Here is a 26789-nt window from a genome sequence, read left to right as displayed (position 1 = left end):
CTTTTTAAGTTGGCTTTTTTATTTTACAACAATTTAGATTGACACATCTGAAACTTTGTCAGACTTTCTGAATTGGCATAATTTTCGAACTACGCTAAAGCGTAAATTAATAATTAAATAATTTAAAAAACATATAACAAATGGGCTTAAACATTAAACCATTAGCAGACCGTGTTCTTGTAGAACCAAAGAAAGCTGAAACTAAAACAGCTTCAGGAATTATTATTCCAGATAATGCAAAAGAAAAACCACAAGAAGGTACTGTTGTAGCTATCGGTAACGGTACAAAAGATGAACCTTTAACTGTAAAAGTTGGAGATACTGTACTTTATGGAAAGTATGGTGGAACTGAACTTAAACTTGAAGGTAAAGATTATTTAATGATGCGTGAAAGCGACATCTTAGCTATAATCTAAATTGCATTTTACTATTGGCCGTTAGCCTTTAGTGCACTCTAAATAAAAATCAATTAAAAATTAAATCTTTTAGCGAAAAGCCTAGTGTTAATTTCTAAAAGTAAAAAAATAAACAAAATGGCAAAACATATTAAATTTGATATTGAAGCACGCGACGGATTAAAACGTGGTGTTGATGCTTTAGCAAACGCAGTAAAAGTAACATTAGGCCCAAAAGGTCGTAATGTAATTATAGGTAAATCATTTGGCGCACCTCAAGTTACTAAAGATGGGGTTTCTGTAGCAAAAGAAATTGAGCTAGAGGACGAACTAGAGAACATGGGAGCACAAATGGTAAAAGAAGTAGCTTCTAAAACTAATGATTTAGCTGGTGATGGTACAACTACCGCTACCGTATTGGCACAAGCTATCGTAAAAGAAGGTCTTAAAAACGTTGCTGCAGGTGCAAACCCAATGGATTTAAAACGTGGTATTGACAAAGCTGTAGAAGCAATCGTTAAAGATTTAGACAAACAATCTCAAAAAGTAGGAAGTTCTTCTGATAAGATTAAACAAGTAGCTGCTATTTCTGCTAACAATGATGACACTATTGGTGATTTAATCGCTAAAGCATTCGGAAAAGTTGGTAAAGAAGGTGTTATTACTGTTGAAGAAGCAAAAGGTATGGAAACATACGTTGATGTTGTAGAAGGAATGCAGTTTGATAGAGGTTATTTATCTCCTTACTTCGTTACGGATTCAGACAAAATGATTGCTGATTTAGAAAACCCTTACATCTTATTATTTGATAAGAAGATTTCTAACTTACAAGAAATTCTTCCAATATTAGAACCAGTTGCACAATCTGGTCGTCCATTATTAATCATTGCAGAAGATGTTGAAGGGCAAGCTTTAGCTACATTAGTAGTTAATAAATTACGTGGTGGATTAAAAATTGCTGCCGTAAAAGCACCTGGTTTTGGAGACAGACGTAAAGCTATGTTAGAAGATATCGCTATCCTTACAGGTGGTGTTGTGATCTCTGAAGAAAGAGGTTTCTCTTTAGAAAACGCAGATCTTTCTATGCTCGGTACTGCTGAAACAGTAACTATTGACAAAGACAATACAACAATTGTTAATGGCGAAGGTAAAGCTGCTGATATTAAAGCTAGAGTAAACCAAATTAAAGCTCAGATAGAAACAACGACTTCTGATTACGATAAAGAAAAACTTCAAGAGCGTTTAGCTAAGTTAGCTGGAGGTGTTGCTGTACTTTATGTTGGTGCTGCATCTGAAGTAGAAATGAAGGAAAAGAAAGATCGTGTTGATGATGCTTTACATGCAACGAGAGCTGCTGTAGAAGAAGGTATCGTTGCTGGTGGTGGAGTTGCTTTAGTAAGAGCTAAAAAAGTACTCGAAAAAATAACTACGGACAACTTAGACGAAACTACAGGTGTACAGATTGTAAACAAAGCTATTGAAGCTCCTCTACGTACCATTGTAGAGAATGCAGGTGGTGAAGGTTCTGTTGTTATCAATAAAGTATTAGAAGGTAAGAAAGATTTTGGGTACGATGCTAAAACAGAAACTTACGTAGATATGCTTAAAGCTGGTATCATTGACCCTAAGAAAGTAACACGTATTGCTTTAGAAAATGCTGCTTCAGTTGCTGGTATGATCTTAACTACGGAATGTGCTTTAGTTGACATTAAAGAAGATGCACCTGCTATGCCAATGGGTGGAGGCGGAATGCCAGGTATGATGTAATAGTAATGTCATAATAAATTAATCGACTTCGGTCATTTTTAAAATTTAAAAGCCTTTGATGAAAATCAGAGGCTTTTGTTTTGAATATTTTTATTAGCTTTAGAAATCTAATAAAACAAACTTATGGCTAAAGCAACTTGGAAATACACTTTAAGAGAAATAATTATAGTTATTTTAGGTATAACAATTGCTTTTAGCATGAACAAGTGCGCAGACAACATAAAAGACAAAAAGCTAAAAAAACAATATCTCACTAATCTTAAAAGCGACGTTGAAGCTGACAAACTTCAGCTTGAAAAAAATATTGAAGCGATAAATAAAAAACAAATTATTTGCTCAGAGATTATTCCTGTGTTGAATTCTGAAAAAGATCAGGATATGCGATTGATGAATAACATTTTTGCAATAGTGAAATATGTAAACTTCAGTCCTAAAAACATTACGTATAAAACCTTAATAAATTCAGGAGACTTAAAATTGATTGACGATTTTGAACTCAAAACAGCAATTCAACAACATTATGCTAATTATGATGAATTGTCCGATGATTACGTTAGACATACGAGCTTGATAAAAGATTATTTAGGCAATTATTTGGTAAACCACGCTGATTACGACCAGATACCTCAAGGTAAAGGACCGTTTCTAGATGAAATTAAACTCAAAAATATTGTAAGAGCTTTATTAACAACTTATGATGACAAGAAGGCTGCCACAAAACTAGGAATTAAGAGTTGTGACGTTCTTATTGCAGAAATTGATGCGGCTTTAAATTAAAATTCTAATACACATTAATCGCTATCCAATTATTTGCCTAATTATTAATACTTCTATTTAATAAAAACACATAAAAAAGCCTGAATATAAATTCAGGCTTTTTAATTATTTTAATCCTATTCTTTTTTCTCATGGTCTTTCTTAACATCTTCATCGCGATACAAGCAGCACGCATGGACAGAATGATACTGTTCATCAGTAGCTTTAATCTCTTTAGTATCATGACCAACAGCTGCTATATTTTTAGAAATAGTTTTTACATCTGTTTTTCGCTCATCAAAAATTAATTTCAACTCGTGTGTATCTACATTCCAAACGGCAGATTTCACACCTTTTGTTCTAATAGCTGCCTTTTCTATACGCTCTTTACACATTCCACAAACTCCATCAACCTCTATGTTTGCTTTTGCGTTTTTGTTTTGAGCAAATGTTACTGTAGTAATTAATACTGTAAATATTAATATTATTTTTTTCATCTTGTTTTGTTTTAAGTATTTAAGAGATTCCTGCTTTCGTAGAAATCTATGTTATTTTATTTTGAATCGTAAGCCTGCATAATACATACTTCCGTATATTGAACCATACACAAAGTTACTATCAAAATTTGAGCCAAATGGATTGTCTGCACTAACAACAGGGTTGTCTTGCCTCACATTTGTAACATTTTCTCCACCTAAATATACTTCAAATTTTGGAGAAAATACTTTAGTAACTTGTAAATTTAAGGTTCCAACCGTTGGAGTTTCATCATCTAATTGAAACTGTGTCGGACTTAATTCCGTACTTGGAAAACGTTGTGCACTTAACCAATTGTAAGTAGCATCAAACTTCCATTGAGACCCATTTTCCTTAATTTTTGTTTCGTAAGACGCGTTAGCAAACAAGCGATGTTTTGGCACTAATGGCTTTTCTAATTTACCAGACAGGTAATCCGTTTTAATATCGTAATATTTATAAGCCATACGTAAATCAAAATGTTCAAAAGCATTATAATTAAATTCGAACTGAAAACTATTAGCATAGCTATCTCCTTCTAAATTATAAAAATTAACTTCATAAGGGTTTTCCCAATCTACAACCACTTGATTCTGAAAATCGGTACGATAAAAGTCAAATGTAACATCTGCTTTTCTGTCAAATAAGTTGAAGCCTTGTAAATAGCTAATGCCATAGTTCCATGCAATTTCTGGATCTAAACCGTAAATATTTCCACCAGAATTTAAAACATTAATTTGCCTTGAACTTGCGAAAATATTCTGATTTTCAGCAAATATATTAGCACTTCGTTTTCCCCTTCCAAAGGAAGCTCTAAAAGCAGATTTCTCCCAAGGTGTATAACGCAAATGAAAACGAGGTGTTACAAAAAACCCTAATCTATTATGCTGGTCAACACGTACTCCTGCTGTCATTATTAACTTATCTAAATTATCATAAGCATATTCAAAAAATCCGCCAACTGAATTTTCAGTACGTTCATACACATCTGTATTTACCAATTCATCATAGTGGTCATAGGTAAAACTTAAGCCTGTTTTTACTTTATGACGAGAATCTGAAATAATAGTGTTATAAACCAAGTTAGAATAAAAACTATTATGCTCAATATCATAAAGATTTAACCCAAAATAAGAATCTTGTTTATGGTGACTAAATGCGGTTTGCAAACCTAGACTTTGATATGGAATTTCAGGATTAACATAACCTAATTTCGTTGAAACCTCAAAACGTTCTGTATTAATTTCACTTCCCCAAAAATTGGTAGTTCCTTTATCTGTATCAGGATTAAAATCTACTTGACCACTTTGTTTTTCATCATTTAAATATCTTAAATTGATAAAACTCACTAAGCCTTTTTCAAGATTAGAATATTGCCAACGGTTCATCACATTAATTTGATTATAAAGTGGCATATCTAAAAAACCATCGTCATTAACATCATGTTTTTCTTGATGAGTATTACCATGCACGTACAAACCTGTACTCCACTTGTCTGATACTTTAGTATTAAAATGTGTGTTTAATTCTAAACGTTGGTTAGAGGCTCCGTAAAGATTAACAAACAACTTATCATCCGTTGCGGGTTTTACAAGCTCTGCATTTATTTGACCTGCAATACTCTCAAAACCATTAACAACACTACCGGTTCCTTTAGTTATCTGAATGCTTTCTACCCAAGTACCAGGAATAAAACTTAGACCATAGGCTTGAGATGCGCCTCTAATTGTTGGAATATTTTCTGTAGCAATTAAAATATAAGGCGAATTTAAACCTAACATTTTAATTTGCTTTGTACCAGAAACGGCATCTGCAAAATTCACATCAATTGACGGATTGGTTTCAAAGCTTTCTGCCAAATTACAGCAAGCTGCTTTTAGCAACTCATCACTAGTTACTGTAAATGTATTTGTAGCCTGCAAGTAAGACTTTCTTGTTGCCTGTTTACGAGACTCAATGTTGACGGCATCTAGCTCATCACTAGCCTGTAAGACATGCTTAATGTATCTATTTTCTTTTACCGTTATGGTATCTGTTTTAAAGCCCACATAACTAATTACTAATTGGTTATATGAGAACTTATACGGTAAGGTAAAAGTACCGTCTTCTGCCGTAATTGCTCCAATAGAAGAGCCTAACCAATAGACATTTGCACCAGCCAACGGCATTTCTTTAGTACTGCTTGTTTCTAAAACAATACCTTTTATCTGATCTTGAGCTAATAATGTTAGCGACAAGAGCATAAAATTTATTACTAAAAATTTTTTCATTTGTTTGATTTGTAGGTATAACTTAATAGTGCATGGATTGCACATTTTGATATTCAAAAAAAGTTATAATAAATCAAATAAGGTAAGTTTCATCTAAGCGCTGTATGTCTTTGATGAGCATGGGTGGAAAATATCCGTTATGCGGAATTGTTATGTTTGGTAGATCTTCAAAAAGATTAACGTAAGAATAACTATAAGCGAATAAAACATGCTTAAGTGTAGTGTCTAAATCTTCATACGAATTAACAGTTACTTCAGAAAGTCCTTCTATAACATCAACTTCGTCTTTACAGCAGTCTTTTTTTACAGTTTCAACATCTGTTATTTTAGACATTTCCATGCCACATTTTTCACTTTCAGAAAAAATAGCCACATCAATTAATACATCTCCACAAAAATGCTTTTCTATTGTTAATGACAACGTAGAAAACAACACTAAGAATGATAGTGCAATTGAAATGGTTTTATGTGTATATGAAAATTTCACGATGCAAAGTTACGAAATTATTGAATTGATAGTTTAGAATTACAATACAATTAACGATTCAGTTTATAATAATAAAACGCTGGCAGCAATAATATTAAGCCAATTGGCTGAATTAAAAAGCGTCTTACATTAAAAAATAAATAATAGTCTTCTTGATTTGGGTTAATTACAAAATACAAAAACGGAATCAGCAATAACAAATAGGCAACAGCATAGATTAATGAAGAAAATTTAATGATACCCTTATCCTTAAAACTGAGATATAAAATACCTAAAGAAATTAATGTATTTAAGGCAAATCTTATCGTTGTAAACAAAACGAGCTTTGCTATTTCTCTTCTAGGACTATCTATGTACAAATAATCATTTTTAAAAAAAGTTAAATACGGATCGTAAAACAAATCGTTTTCAAAAGCTCTAATTAAGATTAAAAACAACACTAAAATTACAATCAATAAAAATGACACAACTTTATTCATTTGCTTTTATTTGTTTAGAAAAACGATTCACCCAAACCATCCAAAGCAAAAATACGGTTCCGTATATTAACATCGGAAAGATAACCGTATGTAAAACCTCTCTCCTCCATGGGTAATGATAAAGTCCAATAGATAAAATAACAATTCGGATTAAATTAAACGCATAAATAATTATACTACCTGCCAAACCATAAAGTAAAGTGGTTTTAAACTTTCCGGCAAAGGCAACTATAAAGGACAGAAATAAAATAATAACACTAATGGCATTACAACCTTCAATAACACGAGCCACGTATTTCCCATTCATAATTATCTTCATAGAAGGTTCATTTTCATGCGGAATAACATGTGTTTGATATTCTAACCCATTTAATAATGCATTGGTTTGCTCTGCTACTAAATGCGTTAAATAATCTGGATAGTATTCCGTACCATCAGACATATTTAAATACACATTATAACCTATGGTTAAAATTCCATATACAGCCAAAAACGTGACTATAAAACGAATAACGGGTTTGTATTTTAATAAAAGTGCTTTCAAATAATAATTATAATTGTACGATGTTAAATTTATAAAAACACTAACTGAAAATTGCGCATTTTAGATACTTTTACCAAAAGTTTTTTACTCAAATGATTTTACAAGACCTTAAACCTAGAATTAAATCGATTATTGCACAAGATAACCTTAGTGTTGACGACCGTTTATTAAAAATTTGCGAAACTCTTGAAGCGCAAATAAGCTATTATAATTGGGTTGGATTTTATTTTAAAAACGGAGATAAAGACGAATTAAAATTAGGACCTTACGTTGGTGAGCCTACCGATCATATTATTATTCCCTTTGGTAAAGGTATTTGTGGACAAGTTGCAATTAGTAATCAGAATTTTGTAGTACCAGATGTATCTGCTCAAGATAATTACATTGCTTGTAGTATTACCGTCAAAGCAGAAATTGTGATTCCTATTTTTGTGAATGGTGAAAACATTGGTCAAATAGATATTGATTCTAATACACCAGATCCATTTACCGAATCAGATGAACGTTTTCTAGAATTTGTTTGCAAGGAAGTAGCCTCTTTAATTAAGTAAGGTTTAAAGAACTAAACATTTAAAAGAAGAAGTAAAAAGATTGGTATTATGTTAAGCTTCAAATTAAAAACCTAAGTTACATCCCTGTACGAATAGCTTCTACAGGATCTAAGCGTGAAGCTCTCAATGCTGGCACTACCCCAGAGATTAAACCAATTATAGAAGAAATGAAGAATCCAAGAGCCATATTATATGGTGACAATACAAATTCAAAATCTTCTGTAAAACTGTTTCCTATTATAGTGCCTATCCAGACCAAAAACAATCCAACAACTCCACCAACTACAGCTAAAATTACAGCTTCAAACAAAAACTGAAAGAGTATAAATTTATTCTTCGCTCCTAATGATTTTTGAATACCTATAAGATTAGTACGTTCTTTAACGCTCACAAACATAATATTTGCGATTCCAAAACCTCCAACTAGAAGAGAAAATCCACTAATAACCCATCCTATTATATTAAGACTTCCAATAATTGTGTCTATAAGATCTTGAAGTCCTGAAATAACACTAATAAAAAACGTATCCATTTCATCTGGCTTTAAACCTCTTTTGTTTCGCATTACTTGGACAACTTCAGCCTTCAACCCTTCAATGTCTGCATCTTTTTTAGGTTTAACAATAACAATATACTTCATATATGGATTATTATCTCCATATCTATTTCTAACATAATTAGCTGGCAGAAATATGGAAACATCATTACTATCTCCAAACAAACCAGAACCTTCTTTTTTAACAACTCCGATTACAGTAAATTTCTGACCATAAAGTCTCACTTTTTTCCCAATAGGTTCAAGTTCTCCAAATAAGGATTTAGCGATTTCAGAACCAATGACAACAACCGCCTTACCAGAATTAGATTCAGATTCGTTATAAAAACGACCTTTTTCGAATTCCATAACCTGAATATCTATAAACTCATGAGACACCACAACAGTATTAACACTGCTTACCAATTCAGATTCGTATCTAATATTTTCTCGCTTTACAAATAGTTGTAATGCCACATGTTCTGCTTCAGACACAGAAGACTTTATACTTTTATATTCATTATAAGATACTTCATCAAAAGTTTCTCTTTGCCAACGTGGCACATCTGTTGGTCCAAAAGACATATTTGCCACATACATCGTATTACTATCTAAAGAACTTAATTGAGAGGTTATCGTTTTATCTAAAGAATCCACAGCTGCAAGTACAGCAATGATGGAGAAGATACCAACCGTTACACCTAAAAGGGATAAGAATGTTCTGAGTTTATTGTTTCGAAGTGCGTTAAGTGCAAACGAAAAACTCTCTTTTAATAAGCGTAAATAGACCAGCATGCAAAGATTGTTTTATAACATTTTAAAGATAGGACGTTTTCAACAATTTATTGTTACAAAAAACTTAAAGAAACTGTATTTAGCACCAAGCTTTTCTTTTTGAATATACGTATTTTTGCCGCATCTAAAACACAACACAACATTATGAATAACAAAACCATTTCATCAGCACTAATTTCTGTATTTAGTAAAGATGGATTAGCACCAATTGTAAAAAAATTAAACGACCTCAACGTAACGATCTATTCTACTGGAGGCACTGAAAAATTCATCAAAGATTTAGGTATCGATGTAGTACCTGTAGAAGATGTAACATCTTATCCTTCAATACTTGGAGGTCGCGTTAAAACTCTTCACCCTAAAGTATTTGGAGGTATTTTAAATCGCCAAAATCACGATGGTGATGTTGCAGAATTAAAAGAATTTGATATTCCACAAATCGACGTAGTCATTGTAGATTTATATCCTTTTGAAAAAACAGTAGCTTCTGGAGCCAGTAATCAAGATATTATTGAAAAAATTGATATTGGAGGTATTTCGTTAATTAGAGCAGCTGCAAAAAATTATGCTGACGTCACTTGCGTTTCTTCAGTTGACGATTATGCTGAATTTTTAGAGTTATTAGAAACTAAAAATGGTGAGACCTCTGAAGAAGATAGAAAACAATTTGCTGCAAAAGCATTTAATGTATCTTCTCATTATGATTCTGCAATTTTTAATTACTTCAACAAAAATCATGAAATTCCGTCTTTAAAAATTTCAGAAAACAAAGGTAAAGTATTGCGTTATGGAGAAAACCCACATCAAAAAGGATTCTTTTTTGGTGATTTTGATGAAATTTTCACAAAACTTCACGGTAAAGAATTAAGCTACAATAACCTTTTGGATGTAGATGCAGCTGTAAATTTAATGCTTGAATTTAAAAATGACGCACCAACGTTTGCAGTATTAAAACACAATAATGCTTGTGGCTTAGCTCAGCGCGACACTCTACACCAAGCTTACGTAGATGCTTTAGCCGGAGACCCAGTTTCTGCTTTTGGAGGTGTTTTAATTAGTAATACTGAAATTGATGTTGCTACTGCTGAAGAAATTCACAAATTATTCTGCGAAGTAGTCATTGCACCATCTTTTTCTGATGAAGCTTTAGAAATTTTAAAAGGTAAGAAGAATAGAATCCTTTTAATTTTAAAAGATATAGAGATGCCACAAACCAATGTAAGAAGTTGTTTAAATGGTGTTTTAGTTCAGGACAGAAACAATATAACAGACTCTCTTGAAGGTTTAAAGTCAGTTACAAAAAAGACTGCAACTTCAACTGAATTAGACGATTTAATATTTGCCTCAAAAATTTGTAAGCATACAAAATCTAACACTATTGTTCTTGTAAAAAACGGACAATTGTGTGCTAGCGGAACCGGACAAACGAGTAGAGTTGATGCATTAAACCAAGCAATACACAAAGCACAATCCTTTAATTTCGATTTAAACGGAGCGGTTATGGCGAGTGATGCCTTTTTTCCATTCCCAGATTGCGTAGAAATTGCGGATAACGCGGGTATTACTGCAGTGATTCAACCAGGTGGTTCTATAAAAGATGAATTGAGTATTAACTATTGTAACGAAAATAATGTTGCTATGGTTTTTACAGGCACACGTCATTTTAAGCACTAAAAATTATTAATACAGTAAGTATATTGAGCCTAGAACTAAGACGCATAACTATCTTATTTCTAGGCTCTAATTTTCTTTAAATTCCTCGAGTTGAAGACGTCTTTTATAAAAGCGAAATAAAAAATAAAAAAAATCTATCAATAAACGTCTAATATCGTATAAATATCGTATTATTTACTACATTTACAGATAGTCTTAATTAGTAGACGAGAATAACCCAAATAATTTATAACAGCACATGGGATTTTTTGATTTCTTAACGGAAGAAATAGCCATAGATTTAGGAACCGCAAATACACTGATCATTCACAACGACAAAGTTGTTGTTGATAATCCTTCGATAGTAGCAAGAGACCGCATTAGCGGAAAAATTATAGCCGTTGGTAAAGAAGCCAACATGATGCAAGGAAAAACTCACGAAAACATTAAAACAATTCGTCCATTGAAAGATGGTGTAATTGCAGATTTTGATGCTTCGGAGCAAATGATTAGTATGTTTATTAAAAACATTCCTGCATTGAAGAAGAAATTTTTCAATCCTGCATTACGAATGGTAGTATGTATTCCTTCTGGAATTACCGAAGTAGAAATGCGGGCGGTAAAAGAATCATGTGAGCGTGTTAATGGAAAGGAAGTTTACTTAATACACGAACCAATGGCAGCAGCAATTGGTATTGGTGTAGATATTATGCAACCAAAAGGAAATATGATTGTTGATATAGGTGGTGGAACCACCGAAATCGCCGTAATTGCTCTTGGTGGTATTGTTTGTGACAAATCTGTAAAAGTTGCAGGTGACGTATTTACAAACGACATCATTTATTACATGAGAACGCAACATAATTTATATGTTGGAGATAGAACAGCTGAAAAAATTAAAATTCAGATTGGTGCAGCTACTGAAGATTTAGAATTACCTCCAGAAGACATGAGTGTTCAAGGTCGTGATTTGTTAACAGGAAAGCCAAAACAAGTTCAAATTTCATTTCGCGAAATTGCAAAAGCCTTAGATAAATCTATTTTACGTATTGAAGATTCTGTAATGGAAACATTATCTCAAACTCCACCAGAATTAGCAGCAGATATTTATAACACTGGTATTTATTTAGCAGGTGGTGGATCTATGTTAAGAGGATTAGATAAACGTCTATCTCAAAAAACTGATTTACCTGTTTATATCGCAGAAGACCCTTTAAGAGCTGTAGTAAGAGGTACTGGTATTGTGCTTAAAAACTTACCTAAATACAAAAGCGTATTGATTAAATAAGAAGTAAATAATGCAACAAATTTTCAATTTTGTTATTAGAAACAAAACCTTTCTGTTGTTTATATTGCTTTTTAGTATTGCTTTAACTCTAACAATTCAATCGCATTCTTATCATAGGAGTAAATTTATAAATTCAGCCAATGGTTTAACAGGCGGATTATATGGCGCGATGAATTCTGTTGATCAATATTTCAATTTAAAAACAGAAAACGACATACTAGCTGAAGAAAATAAACTCTTAAGAGAACAATTATTAAATTTCAAAACAACAATCGACTCAACGTTTATTGATAGTTCTTATGCTAAATCAAAATATCGAGTAACTACAGCAGATGTATACAAAAACAGTTACGCTGCAACTAACAACTATCTTACTTTAAATAAAGGTAAAAAAGACAGTATTAAAAGGGATTTGGGTGTAATGACTTCTAATGGAATAATAGGAATCATTGATAATACATCTAATAAATATTCTAGAGTACTTTCTATCTTAAACAAAAAAAGTAGAATTAATGCCAAAATTAAATCTACAAATCACATAGGTTCTTTAAAATGGAATGGAGACTCTCCTATGTTTGTACAACTTGAGGATGTCTCTCAATTTGCTCCTGTAAAAATAGGAGATACTATTGAAACTGGTGGCGAATCCTCAATTTTCCCAAAAGGAATTGGTATTGGTACCATTGCTAGTTTTGAAACCGATATTGGTGGAGATACTTATAACATTGAAGTGAAATTATTTAACGACATGACCAATGTTGGAAAAGTCTACATCATAGAAAATTTAGAACGAAACGAAATTTATAATTTAGAAAACAGTACGAATGAATAGTGTTTTAGCTGTAAATATAGTTCGGTTTGTACTATTACTATTAGTACAAGTTCTAATATGCAATCATATTAATTTCTTTGGTTATATCAACCCTTATATTTATATCATTTTTATTTTTCTATTTCCTATTAGAGAAGAACGCCTTATCCTATTATTAGCTAGTTTTTTGTTAGGAATGATGATCGATTTATTTTCAGATTCCGGAGGAGTGCATGCAGCAGCAGCAGTAAGTTTAGCTTATGTTAGACCCATACTTTTAAAGAGTTCTTTCGGAATGCTGTATGAGCATCAAAGTATAAAGTTTAGCACAACAGAAATAGGCAGTTTAATATCATATATTTCGTTAGGTACAGTTGTTCACCACTTAATCTTATTTTCATTAGAAATTTTTAACATTTCCAATATACTTTTAATCTTACAAAAAACGTTATTTTCTAGTATTTTCACTATCATTCTTAGTGTATTGATTATAATTCTATTTAGCCGAAACAAAAAATGAGAAAATTATTACTATTAACTACTGTAATTCTTGTAGGTCTCGTTTTTATTGCGCGTTTATTTTACCTTCAGGTTTACAATAATTCTGCCTATGATATTTTTGAAGACACAGCTATTCGAAAGGAATTTAACTATCCTAAGCGTGGTTATGTCTATGATAGAAACGGAAAACTTTTAGTTGCCAACCAACCCTCTTATGATGTAATGGTAATTCCGAGAGAAGTATCACCTTTAGATTCGCTAGAGTTAAATGAATTTTGTCAATTATTGAAGATTACTCAAGATGAGTATTACACGAAATTAGCAAGAGCTAAAAATTATTCACCAAGACTCCCTTCCCCATTTGTACCTCAGCTATCAAAAAAAGATTATGCTGTTTTACAAGAAAAAATGCGAAAATTCGAAGGTTTTTATATTCAAAAACGTTCGCTACGTTCTTATCAAACCACTATTGGAGCTAATGTTCTTGGAGACCTTGGAGAGGTTAATCGTAACATTATTAAAAATGATGCTTATTATACTTTAGGTGATCTTATTGGAAAACAAGGCATTGAAAAAACGTATGAAAAAACCTTACGTGGAGTAAAAGGGATAAAATTTATCCAAAAAGACCGATTTAACAAAAACATTGGTCCTTTTAAAGAAGGTACCCTAGATACATTACCTCAACCAGGAAAAGATGTCACTATCACCATTGATTCTGATTTGCAAGCTTATGGTGAATTGCTAATGAAACATAAACGTGGAGGTATTGTTGCCATTGACCCAAGTAGCGGAGAGATATTGGCAATGGTTACAGGACCAAGTTATAACCCTAACTTATTAGTAGGACGAGAACGAAACAAAAATTTTTCGAGATTATTCTTAGACAAAGTAAATAAGCCAACTTTTGATAGAGGCTTACAAGCACAGTATCCACCAGGATCTCCATTTAAGGTTATTAATGCACTTATTGGATTACAAGAAGGAGTTGTAGAAACAGACGATAAAGTGACTTGTAGAATGGGCTATTATTATGGCAGCAGAAAATTAACAGGTTGTCACCATCATAGAAGTCCAGTTGACATGAATGCAGGAATTGCACAATCTTGTAATGCATACTTTGTTAATGTATATAGACGTATCATTGATAAATATGATGACGCAGGAGTTGGCATGAATACTTGGGCTAATCATGCAAAAAGTTTTGGTTTAGGTAATTTTTTAAACAATGATTTATCTGTAGGGCAACCAGGACGCATACCAGATGGCGATTATTACGACAGAGCTTATGGAGATAATCGTTGGGGCTCTACCTATATTGTATCTAATGCTATTGGTCAAGGTGAAGTTGAAGCTACACCAATTCAGCTAGCCAATATGGCTGCTGCAATTGGAAATCGTGGTTATTACTACACTCCACATATTATTAAAAACATAGAAGGAGATACCATACCAAAAAAATATAAAACTCCTAATTATACAACCATAGATAAACGCCATTTTGAGCCTGTAGTACAAGGTATGTTTGATGTATATAATGAAGGTACAGCTAAATCTTTAAGGGTTCCTGGAATTGATATTTGTGGAAAAACGGGTACTGCAGAAAACTTTGTAAGAATTGATAGCGTAAAAACGCAACTAACGGATCATTCTATCTTTGTTGCTTTTGCCCCCAAAGACAATCCTAAAATTGCGATAGCAGTTTTTGTTGAAAATGGATATTGGGGAAGTCGTTTTGCAGGAAGAATGGCAAGTCTTATGATTGAAAAACATATTAATGGTGAAATTACTAGAACCGATTTAGAAAATTGGATATTAACTCATAGTCTTGAAAACGAATATAAAAAGCCTTATTCTGGTGAGCCTTTTAAAATTAATGGACAAACTTCACTACAGGTTATTGACAACTATGCAACAGAAGAAAATCATCCTGTCGAAAACCAAAATACTAGCGCAATAAAATTATAACCTTTCATGCTTAGAGAAAACCAAAGACGTTTTAAATTTGATTGGATTACCATAATTCTCTTTTTGCTATTAGTTGGCTTTGGGTATCTTAACATCTTATCTGCATCGCATGTTGGAGAGGTTACTGATTATTTTGATACATCTCAGCTTTACGGAAAACATTTAATGTTTATTGGCTTAACTATTGTCCTTATAATTTTAATTCTTTCATTTGAGGCCAAGTTTTATGAACAGTTTGCCAGTATCATTTATCTAGTCGCCATGCTGGCTCTCATAGGCTTATTTATTTTCGGAAAGGAAGTTAATGGTGCACGCTCTTGGTATGGCATTGGCAGTATGACCATTCAACCTAGTGAATTTGCTAAGTTCGCCACTGCACTTGCCGTTGCTAAATACGTTAGTGATTTGCAGACTAATATGCAAACTATTAAAGATCAGTTGCGTGTTGCTGCAATTATATTTATTCCAGCCTTACTAATACTGCTTCAAAATGACGCCGGAAGTACCATCGTCTACTTGGCATTTTTCTTTGTTTTTTATCGTGAAGGATTACAACAAGTCTATTTAATTATTGCCTTATCATTAATAGTACTTGCTGTATTAGCACTAAAATTTGGGATCCTAATTACAGCAATTATTGCCGCATTAGCTATCGCTAGTGTTTATTTTTTTAGAAAGAAAAAACGAGGTTCAATCTTACAATATATGATTGTTCTTTTAGTCTCTGTGAGCTTTTCTTATGGCGTAAAATTGTTCTATGAACATGGTTTAAAAACACACCAACAAAATAGAATTAGCCTTTGGTTACGCTTAGAAAAAGATCCTGCCAAATTAGAACGGATGAAAAAAGCGGAAGCATACAATCTTATACAATCTGAACAAGCTATTAGCTCGGGAGGTGTCTCAGGAAAAGGCTTTTTACAAGGCACAAGAACCACTGGTAAATTTGTACCAGAACAGCATACTGATTACATTTTTAGTACCGTAGGTGAAGAATGGGGATTTATGGGAACAAGTTTTGTAGTTATAGCATTTGTATTTCTTATTATAAGAATATTATTTCTTGCTGAAGCTCAAAAATCGCAATTTAGCCGTGTGTATGGATATGGTGTGGCTGCTATTCTGTTTGTCCATTTCACCATTAATATTGGTATGGTAATGGGACTAATTCCAACGGTTGGTATTCCACTACCCTTTTTTAGTTATGGTGGCTCCGGACTTTGGGGCTTTACCATTCTACTCTTTATTTTTGTGAAGTTAGATAGTAATAAGATTAATGAGTGGTAAATAAAAAAGACCACTCTATCAGCAGTCTTTTTTATTTTAAATTCTAAAATGAAATCTATTACTTCAAACTAGCTAAACTCGCTTTTATCGTTTCAATCTTAGCTAAAGCATCCGCTTCTTTCTTTTTCTCAGAAGCAACTACTTGTTCTGGTGCACCTGCAACAAAACGCTCGTTCGATAATTTCTTTTGAACAGATTTTAAAAAACCTTCCGTATATTTTAATTCTTCCGTTAGCTTTTCAATTTCAGCTTCTATATCAATACTTCCTTCCATAGGAATAAAGTATTCGTTAGATTTTACTCTGTAAGTTAAAGCACCTTCAACAGCTTCTGTTACGTATTCAAAACTCTCTAAATTTCCTAATTTAGAAATAACAGCATCAAAGGTCGTATTTACATTTTCATTATTCACTACCGAAAATCCAATAGCATCTTTAAAGGCTATATTCTTTTGTTTTCTTATATTTCTTACTCCAGAAATTACTTCTGAAGCAAATTCAAATTCTGAAATCAAAGTTTCATTAATTGGTTTTGCTTCTGGCCATTTAGAAACAATTAAAGCTTCTTCTGGTGTTCTTTCAGTTATAGTTTGCCAGATTTCTTCTGTGATAAATGGCATAAATGGATGAGCAACTTTTAAAATATCTTCAAAAATTGCCATAACAGCATTGTACGTTTTTGAATCTATAGGCTGTTGGTAAGCTGGTTTTACAATTTCTAATAACCAAGATGCAAAATCATCATTTATTAACTTATAGATTGCCATTATTGCATCAGACAATCTGTATTTACTAAAGTGATCTTCTATTTCTAAAAGTACTTTCTGAAATTTAGACTCAAACCATTCTAAAGCTATTTTACTAGATTGTGGTTGTTCTATATCTTCAACATCCCATAAATTAGTTAAATAGAAAGCAGACCATATTTTATTACCCAAGCCTTTACCCTGTTGACAAAGGGCTTCATCAAACATTAAATCGTTTCCGGCAGCTGAACTTAATAACAAACCAACACGTACACCATCTGCACTATAATCTTCAATTAATTTTAAAGCATCTGGCGAGTTCCCTAAAGACTTAGACATTTTTCGTCTTTGTTTATCTCTAACTAAACCTGTTAAGTAAACATTTTCAAAAGGTTTTTCGTCTCTATACTCGTAACCTGCAACAATCATACGTGCTACCCAAAAGAATAAAATATCTGGACCAGTTACCAAATCATTGGTTGGGTAGTAATACTTGATTTCTTCATTTTCAGGGTTTCTAATACCATCAAAAACACTCATTGGCCACAACCATGAACTAAACCAAGTGTCTAGTGCATCTGTATCTTGCTTTAAGTCTTCTACTTTTAAAGCTGAATTGTTAGTCTTTTCTTGAGCTAATTTTAAAGCGGCTTCAATAGTTTCTGCAACTACAAAATCTTCTTTTCCGTCGCCATAGAAATAGGCTGGAATTTGTTGTCCCCAAAGTAACTGACGTGAGATATTCCAATCGCGAATATTCTCCATCCAGTGACGATAGGTGTTTTCAAATTTCTTCGGAAACAGTTTTACATCACCTGTTTTTAAAACGGCATCAATAGCAGGTTTTGCTAAATCTTCCATTTTAAGAAACCATTGATCACTCAATCTTGGTTCAATAACAGCTTTAGTTCGTTCTGAAGTTCCTACTTTATTAATATGATTTTCAGTTTTAACTAAAATTCCTGCTTCTTCTAATTCTTTGGTAATTGCTTTTCTTACAACAAAACGATCTTGACCTTCGTAATGCATCCCGAAGCTATTTAAACTAGCATCTTCATTAAAAATATCTATAACTTCTAATTGATGCTTATCGCCTAAAACCTTGTCATTCTCATCGTGAGCTGGCGTAACTTTTAAACATCCTGTACCAAACTCTACATCTACATATTCATCTTCTATAATAGGAATAACGCGTCCACAAATAGGAACAATCGCTTTCTTACCTTTTAAATGTGTAAATCGTTCGTCATTAGGATTAATGCAAATAGCGGTATCACCAAAAATGGTTTCTGGTCTTGTAGTTGCAATGGTTAATTTCTCATCGCTACCTTCAACTTTATATTCTAAATAATAAAGTAAGCCTTGCTTTTCAACATGTATCACTTCTTCATCAGACAAGGTTGTTTTAGCTTCTGGATCCCAATTTACCATGCGGTAACCTCTGTAAATTAAACCTTTGCTATATAAATCAACAAATACTTTAATTACAGCCTCTGACATATCATCGTCCATGGTGAACTTAGTTCTGTCCCAGTCACAAGAACAACCTAGTTTTTTAAGCTGCTCTAAGATAACTCCTCCATATTCTTCTGTCCATTCCCAAGCGTGCTCTAAAAATTCTTCGCGCGTTAGGTCATTTTTATCAATTCCTTGTGCCTTCAACTTAGCAACAACCTTAGCTTCTGTAGCAATAGAAGCATGATCTGTACCAGGAACCCAACAAGCATTTTTACCCAATAAACGTGCTCTTCTAATTAACACATCTTGAATGGTATTGTTTAACATATGACCCATATGCAAAATTCCTGTAACATTTGGTGGAGGAATTACTATGGTATAAGGTTCTCTATCATCTGGTGTAGAGTGAAAGTATTTATGTTCCATCCAGTAGTCGTACCACTTATTCTCTACTGATAACGCATTATATTTTGACGGGATATCCATGTTTGGTATTGTTTTTGTAATATAACTGACAAAAGTACTTATAATTCCTATTTCGAAAAATTATTAGTGTATTAATATGGGTTCAAAAGCTAAAACTTCTGTTAAATGGAGCGTATTACGTCTAATAAATTTTGTTAGGAATGAAAAAGTAACTAAGTTTGACTAATCAAAATAAAAATGATGAAAAATTTATTAGCAGTATTATTTGTAGGATTAATGAGTCTAGGTTCTTTTGCTCAAGAAAAAGTTGCAAAAATAGAATTTAAGACAGATGTGATAGACTACGGTACCATTGAAAAAGGTGCTGATGGAGTAAGAGTTTTTGAATTTACTAACACAGGAGATGCACCTTTAGTTATATCTAATGTAAAATCTACTTGTGGTTGCACAGTACCAAAAAAACCAAAAGGACCAATTATGCCAGGTGAAACGGGTGTGATTGAAGTGAAATACGATACTAAAAGAGTTAACCCAATTAGAAAAACTATTACGGTTTTTTCTAATGCAGAAACTCCAACTGTAGCCTTAAAAATTAAAGGTTTAGTAGTAGACACTAATAAAACAAGTGTTTTAGAAAAGAAAGAAAAAAGTATGATTGAGCAATAAACAATCTTATTTTAACAATTAATAATGAGCTCTCAATTTGAGGGCTCATTTTTTTATGCTTTTTTTTCATATAAACTTTAAGAATTTTCAGAACTTAGCAACTTAAAACCAATACTAAATGCCAACAATCTCGAATAAAGGCATCAATATGCCAGAATCACCAATTAGAAAATTGGTTCCTTACGCAGAAGCAGCTCACAAAAAAGGAAAAACGGTTTACTATTTAAACATAGGTCAGCCAGATATAAAAACTCCAGAAATTGCATTAGACGCAGTAAAAACCTACTCTTTGGATATTTTAGCCTATTCTCGTTCTGAAGGTTCAGAGGCTTATAGAATAAAAATCGCCGAGTATTATAAGCGAAATGACATCCATGTAACACATAATGATATTATTGTAACTACTGGAGGAAGTGAGGCCTTATTATTTGCTTTTGGAAGTATTATGGATGAGGATGATGAAATTATAATTCCTGAACCATTTTATGCGAATTATAATGGGTTCTCAACGGCTTCTGGTGTTAACGTCGTTCCGGTTATTTCTAAAATTGAAGATAATTTTGCATTACCTCCAATTGAAGAATTCGAAAAATTGATTACTCCAAAAACAAAAGCGATTTTAATTTGTAATCCAGGAAACCCAACAGGCTACTTATATTCTAAAGAAGAAATAAAACAACTTGCCGCTCTTGTTAAGAAATACGATTTATTCTTAATTGCAGACGAAGTTTATAGAGAATTTGTGTACGATGGCATTGAGCATTATTCTATTTTACAAGAACCTGGACTAGAAGAACACGCTATTGTTATTGATTCTGTTTCTAAACGTTACAGCATGTGTGGTGCTAGAATTGGTTATTTAGTTTCTAAAAATAAAGAGCTAATGAAAACGGCATTAAAATTTGCTCAAGCAAGATTAAGTCCGCCTACATTAGCACAAATTGCAAGTGAAGCTGCTTTAGATACTCCACAAAGTTATTTTGATGATGTCATTGAAGAATACGTAAAACGTAGAAATACTCTAATTAATGAATTAGAAAAGATTGAAGGTGTAAAAGTAGCCAAACCAAATGGCGCTTTTTATTGTATTGCTGAGTTACCAGTGAAAAATTCAGATGACTTTGCTAAATGGTTATTAGAATCTTTCGATTATAATAACAATACCGTTATGGTAGCTCCTGCTGCAGGCTTCTACTCTACTCCTGGAGTTGGTTTAAATCAAATTCGGATTGCTTATGTCTTAAATGAAGAAAGCCTAAAAATATCAGTTAAAATCTTAGAAGAAGCATTAAAAGTATATAAAGACTAATGACTATTATTAACAATGCATCTTTAAAACCCTTTAATACTTTTGGTATTAATGCCAATGCGCAATCCTATTGCGACATTGGCACTATCGATGCGCTTAGTACTGTTTTAAAGAAATACCATTCCAAACCATTATTTATATTAGGTGGAGGTAGTAATATGCTATTAACTAAAGATATTGAAGCTTTAGTGCTTCATATTAATTTAAAAGGCATTGAAGTTGTTAGCGAAACAGAAAACACCGTTGTTATTAAAGCAATGGCTGGAGAAAACTGGCACAATTTTGTGCTTTGGTGTTTAAAGCATAACTACGGAGGTATTGAAAATTTATCATTAATTCCTGGCAATATTGGCACAGCACCAATTCAGAATATAGGTGCTTATGGTGTTGAACTTAAAGATGTTTTTGTGAGTTGTGAAGCATTGAAAATAGAAGATCAGTCTTTAGAGAAATTTTCAAAATCTGATTGCAATTTTGGTTACAGAGAATCGATATTTAAACAAGACATAAAAGGACAATATATTATTACGAGTGTAAACATTGAATTATCTAAAGCCAACCATAAATTGCACATGGATTATGGTGTTATAAGAAGTGAATTAGACGCTAACGGAATAACTAAGCCTACAATTCAAGATATTTCTAATGCTGTAATCTCTATAAGACAAAGTAAATTACCAGACCCAAAGAAAATTGGCAACAGCGGAAGTTTTTTTAAGAATCCTATTATTTCCCTTAACGAATTTATTAAGCTTCAAAGTAATTTTCCAGATGTGCCTTTCTATAAAACATCAGAAGATACTGTAAAGGTTCCTGCTGGTTGGCTAATTGAACAAGCAGGATTTAAAGGTAAACGCTTTAAAGACTATGGAGTTCATAATAAACAAGCCCTAGTCTTAGTTAATTATGGTAATGCAAGTGGTAAAGAAATTTTAGAATTGGCTCAATTGATTCAAAGCACCATCAAGAGAATATTTAATATAAGTATTGAAACTGAAGTAAATATAATTTAAAGAACATTTATTTATTCTTCTATTTTCTAAAACAAAGTATAAGTTATCAGTGTCATAATTAGCTTAATGAGAACAAATACCATTTCATATTAGGATAACAATAGAAAGTCAAAACAAAAGTCGCAATTTTCATTACGACTTTTGAATTTAGAATAATTTTGTTTGAAAATGCTATTAATCAACCTCTTGAGAAGATAAAATCATTCTAATATTTTATATAGAACATCTATATATATTGTATTTACTTATATTTACGTTCTCAAATCATTTTTAGACGTTTTAAAAACCATAATATCAATATTTTAACATTTTGAGCATAACACCTACAGAGCAAAAAATTATCAATTATCTTCAGAAAGAAGATAAACGTGCTTTAAATTTATTATATGAAAACTATTCCAACAGTCTTTACGGTGTTATCTTAAAAATTACCGTTAACGAGGAAGTTGCTCAAGATGCCTTACAAGAAACGTTTATAAAAGTTTGGAAAAATGCCACTAAATACGATCCTTCTAAAGCCAAACTTTTTACTTGGCTATTTAGAATAGCAAGAAATACCGCAATAGACAAACTAAGAAGTTTTAATAATAGATATCATAAAGAAGTCCAAATCGAAACTTCAAACGTATATATTCTACCAACAACAAATTTTAACCAAGATGTCATGGACATCAAAGAACATGTTGGGAAACTAGAAGAAAAATATCAAATTGTGTTAGATGCCTTGTTTTTTCAAGGAATGACGCAACAAGAAGCCAGCGACGAATTAGAGATTCCACTTGGCACTATTAAGTCTAGATTAAAAATAGGATTAAGAGAACTTAAAAAAGTCTACAATCCATAAATTATTTGATCATGGAAAAAAAATTACACAACTTTTTAAATTCTAACCTACTTAATAAGTATTTGGTTGGAGACACTTCTTTGGAAGAATCTAAGGAAGTTGAACACTTTATTTCTAATTATCCTGAGGTTGCCGAAGCTTACGAAGAACTTCAGAACAATTTAGAAATTATAACAATGGCAGGAGCTGTTGAAGCACCTAACAATATGTTAGAAAACATCTTGGAATCCTTAGAAGAACCTAAAGAGACTAAAGTAATTCAATTAGCGCATAGAAGAAAAACATCATGGTATAGCATTGCGGCAAGTGCAGCTGCTGTTTTATTTGCAGCCACTTCATTTATGCTTTATCAAAAGAACATTCAACTAAACAGTGAAAATAATGTTGTTGTTGAAGAAATTTTTGACCTACGAAGCGATATTGAAAGTAACAATTATAAATTAGACAAGTTGTCTAGAGAGTTACTTAAATTGAACAATCCTGATTCTAAGAAATACGTTATTAATGGTAATGAGCGTGCTAAAAACTTAAAAACAGTAGCTTATATTAATCCGGTAGAAAAAACGTCTATGATTGATGTTATAACGTTACCACAATTACCAGAAGATCAGTATTACCAAATTTGGGCTGAGTTACAAGATAGAATGGTTAATCTAGGTATTTTAGATGAATCTAACCGTAAGTTAAAACAAATTCCATATATGGAAGATGCATTAGCACTTAGTATTAAAATTGGAACTAAAGGTGACAATACAAACGAAAATGATACTGAAGTTGCCGAAATTTCTTTAAAAGATAAATAATCTATAACATACTTTACAAGCAAAAAAAAGAGGCGCAATTAAAATTGCTCCTCTTTTTTTTTTGAAATTATTTTCAAACTTAATCTTTAGAGAATAAAGTTCTATGGATAATACCACCTGCAATTGCACCTGCGATTGGAGCCACCCAGAACAACCATACTTGAGATAAATAAGCACCATCTGCAAATAACGCCTGACTTAAAGATCTAGCTGGATTTACTGAAGTATTAGTAATAGGAATACTTATTAAGTGAATAAGTACTAAAGCTAAACCAATAGCTATACCTGCAAACCCTTTAGGTGCTTTAGGATATGTACTACCCAAGATAATTAATAAGAAAAATGCCGTTAATACAAATTCAGCAATTAAAGCAGAAACCATACTATAACCATCTGGTGATAATTCTCCGTAGCCATTAGCTGCAAAGCCTCCGACTCCTTCAAAACCTGATTTACCAGACACAATTAAGTACAACACTCCTGCTGCTGCAACTGCACCAACAACCTGAGCAATAATATAACCCAATAAGTCTTTAGCTTCAAATTTACCTCCAGCCCAAAGACCAATAGATACAGCTGGATTAAAGTGCGCTCCAGAAACATGTCCTACAGCGTAAGCCATAGTTAATACAGTAAGACCAAATGCCAAAGCGACACCTACAAATCCTATTCCTAGTTCTGGGATTCCAGCAGCAAATATTGCGCTACCACAACCACCAAATACAAGCCAAAATGTTCCGAAGAATTCAGCGAATAATTTTTTCATAATTGATAAGTTAATTAGTTAATAAAAATGTTTATATAGTATATAGACACAGAATCAAGAAGTTAAGTCACAACAAAATTGAGTAGAAAATAAATGTAAAAGCATTACCTTTGCATTAGTTTTAAGTACTAAAAAGAAACAATCTCAGAACAAATTCTTTTTTTATAAGAACTTAATTTAAGGATATTATATCTCACAATCAGAGAAAAATAGATATTAACAGATGAAATTACTATTACTTACATTAGCGTTATTAGCTTTAGCAGTAGCAGGAATTGCCATAAAAATATGGGCAAAAAAAGATGGTAAATTTGCAGGCACATGTGCTAGCCAAAACCCTATGCTTAATAAAGAAGGGGAATCTTGTGGTTTTTGTGGAAAAACACCAGACCAATACAAAGATTGCAACGAACCTGAACATTCTTAAGCCTTAATGACACTTTCCGTAATACTCTTTTATGCATTTTGTGCAGTAGTTGGTATTCAAGTTTTTTATTATGGTACGTTTTTGTTTTCGTTTGGGGTTAAACGAGCTGAAACTCGTCTAAAAAAACAAATTCCTATCTCTATTATTATCTGTGCTAAAAATGAAGCAGAGAATCTAAAGAACAACCTTCCCTTAATATTAAACCAAGATTATTCTAATTTTGAAGTTGTACTTGTCAACGATAGTTCTTTTGATGATACATTAGAAATAATGACAGATTTCAAGGCAAACAACAGCAACATCAAACTCGTGGATGTTAAAGTAAATGAAGCCTTTTGGGGAAATAAAAAATACGCACTTACTTTAGGCATTAAGGCATCAAAAAACGATTTTTTAGTTTTTACAGATGCAGATTGTATACCTAACTCTACTAAATGGCTAACTCATCTATCTGGAAATTTTTCAAATGAAAAATCTATAGTTTTAGGTTACGGAGCTTACTCAAAAAAGAAATTTTCGTTCTTAAACAAACTTATTCGGTTTGAAACCGTAATGACGGCATTGCAATATTTCTCTTATGCACAATTAGGATCGCCATATATGGGAGTTGGACGTAATTTGGCCTATAGAAAGGAACTATTTTTTAATAACTGTGGGTTTAACAACCATATGACTATTAAATCTGGTGATGATGATTTATTTATAAATGAAGTCGCAAATACCTCAAACACATCGATTTGTTTTACAAAAGAAAGCTTTACCATTTCTGAACCCAAAACAACATTTAAGGCCTGGATTCTTCAAAAAAGAAGACATATTAGCACAGCTAGTCTTTATAAATTGAAACATCAATTTTTATTAGCAACATTTTATATCTCACAACTGTTATTCTGGATTATTGGAATTTCACTTTTAGTATTAGGCTTTTCTTGGCAATTGGTTATATCATTAATTGGCTTACGCTTTGTGATGCAATGGCTATGCTTTGGTTTTACGGCTAAAAAACTCGAAGAAACAGACCTTATAATTCTTGCTCCAATTTTAGAATTATTTTTAATTACTACACAATTAAGTATCTTTATTGCTAATTTGATATCTAAGCCTAAACATTGGAAGTAAAAGAAGCCATAAGCAAAGCAAAAAATAAAGAACAAATCGCATTCAATTTTCTTCTTGATACTTATTGGAATGATGTTTATGCCTTTCAACTGAAACGAACTCAAAACGAAAACGACGCAGAAGACATTACAATTCAGACATTTTCAAAAGCTTTTGACAAGATTGATACTTATAATGAAGATTATAAATTTAAGACATGGCTAATTACCATTTCTAAAAACATACATATAGATTTAGTAAGAAAACAGAAAAAGTCTATCAATGATACTTCTAAAGACAATGAAGACAACTATTTTGATATTGTTGATGATTCACCTACTCCCGAAGATAGCATTATTACAGAGCAAAACCTTGCGAACCTTTTACGTGATATAAAAAAATTAAAACCGCATTACCAAGAGGTCATCAACTTGAGATTTTTTCAAGAGTTAAGTTATAAAGAAATTTCTGAAGAGTTAAATGAACCTATAAATAACGTAAAAGTGAAACTCCTAAGAGCAAAAAAGCTATTAGCTGCAATTATCACAAAATCTTAATTTTTTAAAGCACAAAACATTAAACGTTTTATTGGTTTAATCAGTAAATCATTTGTGCTTTTCTATGCGTTATC

26 protein-coding genes are annotated in these 26789 nt (G+C 32.3%); 18 read left to right on the top strand and 8 right to left on the bottom strand.

Annotated elements, in window-relative coordinates; genetic code table 11:
• Nucleotides 1–140: 140 nt before the first annotated feature.
• The 3 genes from DFQ10_RS04855 (at nt 141) to DFQ10_RS04845 (ending at nt 2939) form a co-directional block, all read left to right on the top strand.
• Entirely contained in the window at nt 141–416 is a 276-nt protein-coding gene (locus tag DFQ10_RS04855) for a co-chaperone GroES (RefSeq protein ID WP_115816229.1), read from the top strand.
• 117 nt (nt 417–533) lie between these two features.
• Nucleotides 534–2162: a chaperonin GroEL gene (gene groL, locus DFQ10_RS04850; RefSeq protein WP_115816449.1), complete on the top strand. Its 1629-nt coding sequence runs from the start codon at nt 534–536 to the stop codon at nt 2160–2162.
• A 123-nt stretch (nt 2163–2285) separates the two neighbouring features.
• Nucleotides 2286–2939, top strand: coding sequence for a DUF6090 family protein (locus DFQ10_RS04845; RefSeq protein WP_115816228.1), 654 nt, complete (start codon nt 2286–2288; stop codon nt 2937–2939).
• A 116-nt stretch (nt 2940–3055) separates the two neighbouring features.
• Here DFQ10_RS04845 and DFQ10_RS04840 read toward each other — a convergent pair whose 3' ends face one another.
• The 5 genes from DFQ10_RS04840 to xrtF all read right to left on the bottom strand — a co-directional run bounded on the left by DFQ10_RS04840 (nt 3056) and on the right by xrtF (nt 7214).
• The gene (locus DFQ10_RS04840) at nt 3056–3415 is read right to left on the bottom strand and encodes a heavy-metal-associated domain-containing protein (RefSeq protein WP_115816227.1); all 360 of its coding nucleotides are present in this window, start codon (nt 3413–3415) and stop codon (nt 3056–3058) included.
• Between the two features lie 51 nt (nt 3416–3466).
• A complete protein-coding gene (locus DFQ10_RS04835; protein ID WP_115816448.1) occupies nt 3467–5704 on the bottom strand; it encodes a TonB-dependent receptor in 2238 nt (745 codons plus the stop codon).
• A 73-nt stretch (nt 5705–5777) separates the two neighbouring features.
• A complete protein-coding gene (locus DFQ10_RS04830; RefSeq protein WP_115816226.1) occupies nt 5778–6191 on the bottom strand; it encodes an HYC_CC_PP family protein in 414 nt (137 codons plus the stop codon).
• A 50-nt stretch (nt 6192–6241) separates the two neighbouring features.
• Nucleotides 6242–6670, bottom strand: a complete 429-nt coding sequence (locus DFQ10_RS04825) for an exosortase F system-associated membrane protein (RefSeq protein WP_115816225.1) — start codon at nt 6668–6670, stop codon at nt 6242–6244.
• Nucleotides 6663–7214 (bottom strand): exosortase family protein XrtF, encoded by a 552-nt coding sequence (xrtF, locus tag DFQ10_RS04820; protein ID WP_115816224.1) that lies wholly within the window; start codon nt 7212–7214, stop codon nt 6663–6665. The genes DFQ10_RS04825 and xrtF overlap by 8 nt, the downstream gene beginning before the upstream one ends.
• Before the next feature lie 92 nt (nt 7215–7306).
• On the opposite strand from xrtF, the gene DFQ10_RS04815 reads away from it, so the two are divergent.
• Nucleotides 7307–7765 carry a GAF domain-containing protein gene (locus DFQ10_RS04815; RefSeq protein WP_115816223.1) on the top strand — a complete coding sequence of 153 codons (459 nt, stop codon included), beginning with the start codon at nt 7307–7309 and terminating at the stop codon, nt 7763–7765.
• 76 nt (nt 7766–7841) lie between these two features.
• On the opposite strand, the gene DFQ10_RS04810 is transcribed toward DFQ10_RS04815, so the two are convergent.
• Nucleotides 7842–9095, bottom strand: a complete 1254-nt coding sequence (locus DFQ10_RS04810) for an ABC transporter permease (protein ID WP_115816222.1) — start codon at nt 9093–9095, stop codon at nt 7842–7844.
• A gap of 144 nt (nt 9096–9239) precedes the next feature.
• Here DFQ10_RS04810 and purH point away from each other — a divergent pair, with 144 nt between their 5' ends.
• From purH to rodA, 6 genes are all read left to right on the top strand, one after another.
• The gene (gene purH, locus DFQ10_RS04805; RefSeq protein ID WP_181897577.1) at nt 9240–10769 is read left to right on the top strand and encodes a bifunctional phosphoribosylaminoimidazolecarboxamide formyltransferase/IMP cyclohydrolase; all 1530 of its coding nucleotides are present in this window, start codon (nt 9240–9242) and stop codon (nt 10767–10769) included.
• Between the two features lie 238 nt (nt 10770–11007).
• Entirely contained in the window at nt 11008–12036 is a 1029-nt protein-coding gene (locus DFQ10_RS04800; protein ID WP_092444594.1) for a rod shape-determining protein, read from the top strand.
• 10 nt (nt 12037–12046) lie between these two features.
• A complete protein-coding gene (gene mreC / locus DFQ10_RS04795; RefSeq protein WP_115816221.1) occupies nt 12047–12868 on the top strand; it encodes a rod shape-determining protein MreC in 822 nt (273 codons plus the stop codon).
• Complete coding sequence (gene mreD / locus DFQ10_RS04790) at nt 12861–13367, top strand: rod shape-determining protein MreD (protein WP_115816220.1); 507 nt, start codon at nt 12861–12863, stop codon at nt 13365–13367. Before mreC ends, mreD begins: the two co-directional genes overlap by 8 nt.
• Complete coding sequence (gene mrdA, locus DFQ10_RS04785) at nt 13364–15316, top strand: penicillin-binding protein 2 (RefSeq protein ID WP_115816219.1); 1953 nt, start codon at nt 13364–13366, stop codon at nt 15314–15316. Before mreD ends, mrdA begins: the two co-directional genes overlap by 4 nt.
• A 6-nt stretch (nt 15317–15322) precedes the next feature.
• Nucleotides 15323–16603 carry a rod shape-determining protein RodA gene (rodA, locus tag DFQ10_RS04780; RefSeq protein WP_115816218.1) on the top strand — a complete coding sequence of 427 codons (1281 nt, stop codon included), beginning with the start codon at nt 15323–15325 and terminating at the stop codon, nt 16601–16603.
• A 58-nt stretch (nt 16604–16661) separates the two neighbouring features.
• Here rodA and DFQ10_RS04775 read toward each other — a convergent pair whose 3' ends face one another.
• Nucleotides 16662–19292, bottom strand: coding sequence for a valine--tRNA ligase (locus DFQ10_RS04775; RefSeq protein ID WP_115816217.1), 2631 nt, complete (start codon nt 19290–19292; stop codon nt 16662–16664).
• 180 nt (nt 19293–19472) lie between these two features.
• Here DFQ10_RS04775 and DFQ10_RS04770 point away from each other — a divergent pair, with 180 nt between their 5' ends.
• The 5 genes from DFQ10_RS04770 to DFQ10_RS04750 all read left to right on the top strand — a co-directional run bounded on the left by DFQ10_RS04770 (nt 19473) and on the right by DFQ10_RS04750 (nt 23867).
• On the top strand, nt 19473–19898 hold the full coding sequence (locus DFQ10_RS04770; protein ID WP_115816216.1) for a DUF1573 domain-containing protein: 426 nt from the start codon (nt 19473–19475) through the stop codon (nt 19896–19898).
• 118 nt (nt 19899–20016) lie between these two features.
• A complete protein-coding gene (locus DFQ10_RS04765; RefSeq protein WP_115816215.1) occupies nt 20017–21207 on the top strand; it encodes a pyridoxal phosphate-dependent aminotransferase in 1191 nt (396 codons plus the stop codon).
• Nucleotides 21207–22220, top strand: a complete 1014-nt coding sequence (gene murB, locus DFQ10_RS04760) for a UDP-N-acetylmuramate dehydrogenase (protein ID WP_115816214.1) — start codon at nt 21207–21209, stop codon at nt 22218–22220. Before DFQ10_RS04765 ends, murB begins: the two co-directional genes overlap by 1 nt.
• Before the next feature lie 310 nt (nt 22221–22530).
• Nucleotides 22531–23064, top strand: a complete 534-nt coding sequence (locus DFQ10_RS04755; protein ID WP_115816213.1) for an RNA polymerase sigma factor — start codon at nt 22531–22533, stop codon at nt 23062–23064.
• Nucleotides 23065–23075: 11 nt separating this feature from the next.
• Nucleotides 23076–23867, top strand: a complete 792-nt coding sequence (locus tag DFQ10_RS04750; RefSeq protein ID WP_115816212.1) for an anti-sigma factor — start codon at nt 23076–23078, stop codon at nt 23865–23867.
• A 79-nt stretch (nt 23868–23946) separates the two neighbouring features.
• Here DFQ10_RS04750 and aqpZ read toward each other — a convergent pair whose 3' ends face one another.
• Entirely contained in the window at nt 23947–24633 is a 687-nt protein-coding gene (gene aqpZ / locus DFQ10_RS04745; RefSeq protein WP_115816211.1) for an aquaporin Z, read from the bottom strand.
• 223 nt (nt 24634–24856) lie between these two features.
• Here aqpZ and DFQ10_RS04740 point away from each other — a divergent pair, with 223 nt between their 5' ends.
• From DFQ10_RS04740 to DFQ10_RS04730, 3 genes are read left to right on the top strand one after another with little or no spacing between them, the layout of a single operon-like run.
• On the top strand, nt 24857–25060 hold the full coding sequence (locus tag DFQ10_RS04740; protein WP_115816210.1) for a membrane or secreted protein: 204 nt from the start codon (nt 24857–24859) through the stop codon (nt 25058–25060).
• A gap of 6 nt (nt 25061–25066) precedes the next feature.
• Nucleotides 25067–26179, top strand: coding sequence for a glycosyltransferase (locus DFQ10_RS04735; protein ID WP_115816209.1), 1113 nt, complete (start codon nt 25067–25069; stop codon nt 26177–26179).
• Nucleotides 26170–26715 (top strand): RNA polymerase sigma factor, encoded by a 546-nt coding sequence (locus tag DFQ10_RS04730; RefSeq protein ID WP_115816208.1) that lies wholly within the window; start codon nt 26170–26172, stop codon nt 26713–26715. The genes DFQ10_RS04735 and DFQ10_RS04730 overlap by 10 nt, the downstream gene beginning before the upstream one ends.
• The last annotated feature ends 74 nt before the right edge of the window (nt 26716–26789 follow it).

It is taken from the genome of Winogradskyella eximia (assembly GCF_003386165.1).
In the GTDB taxonomy this organism is placed as follows: domain Bacteria; phylum Bacteroidota; class Bacteroidia; order Flavobacteriales; family Flavobacteriaceae; genus Winogradskyella; species Winogradskyella eximia.
The sequence above is the reverse complement of the archived record's forward strand: the minus strand, read 5'-3'. Positions and strand labels throughout refer to the sequence as shown.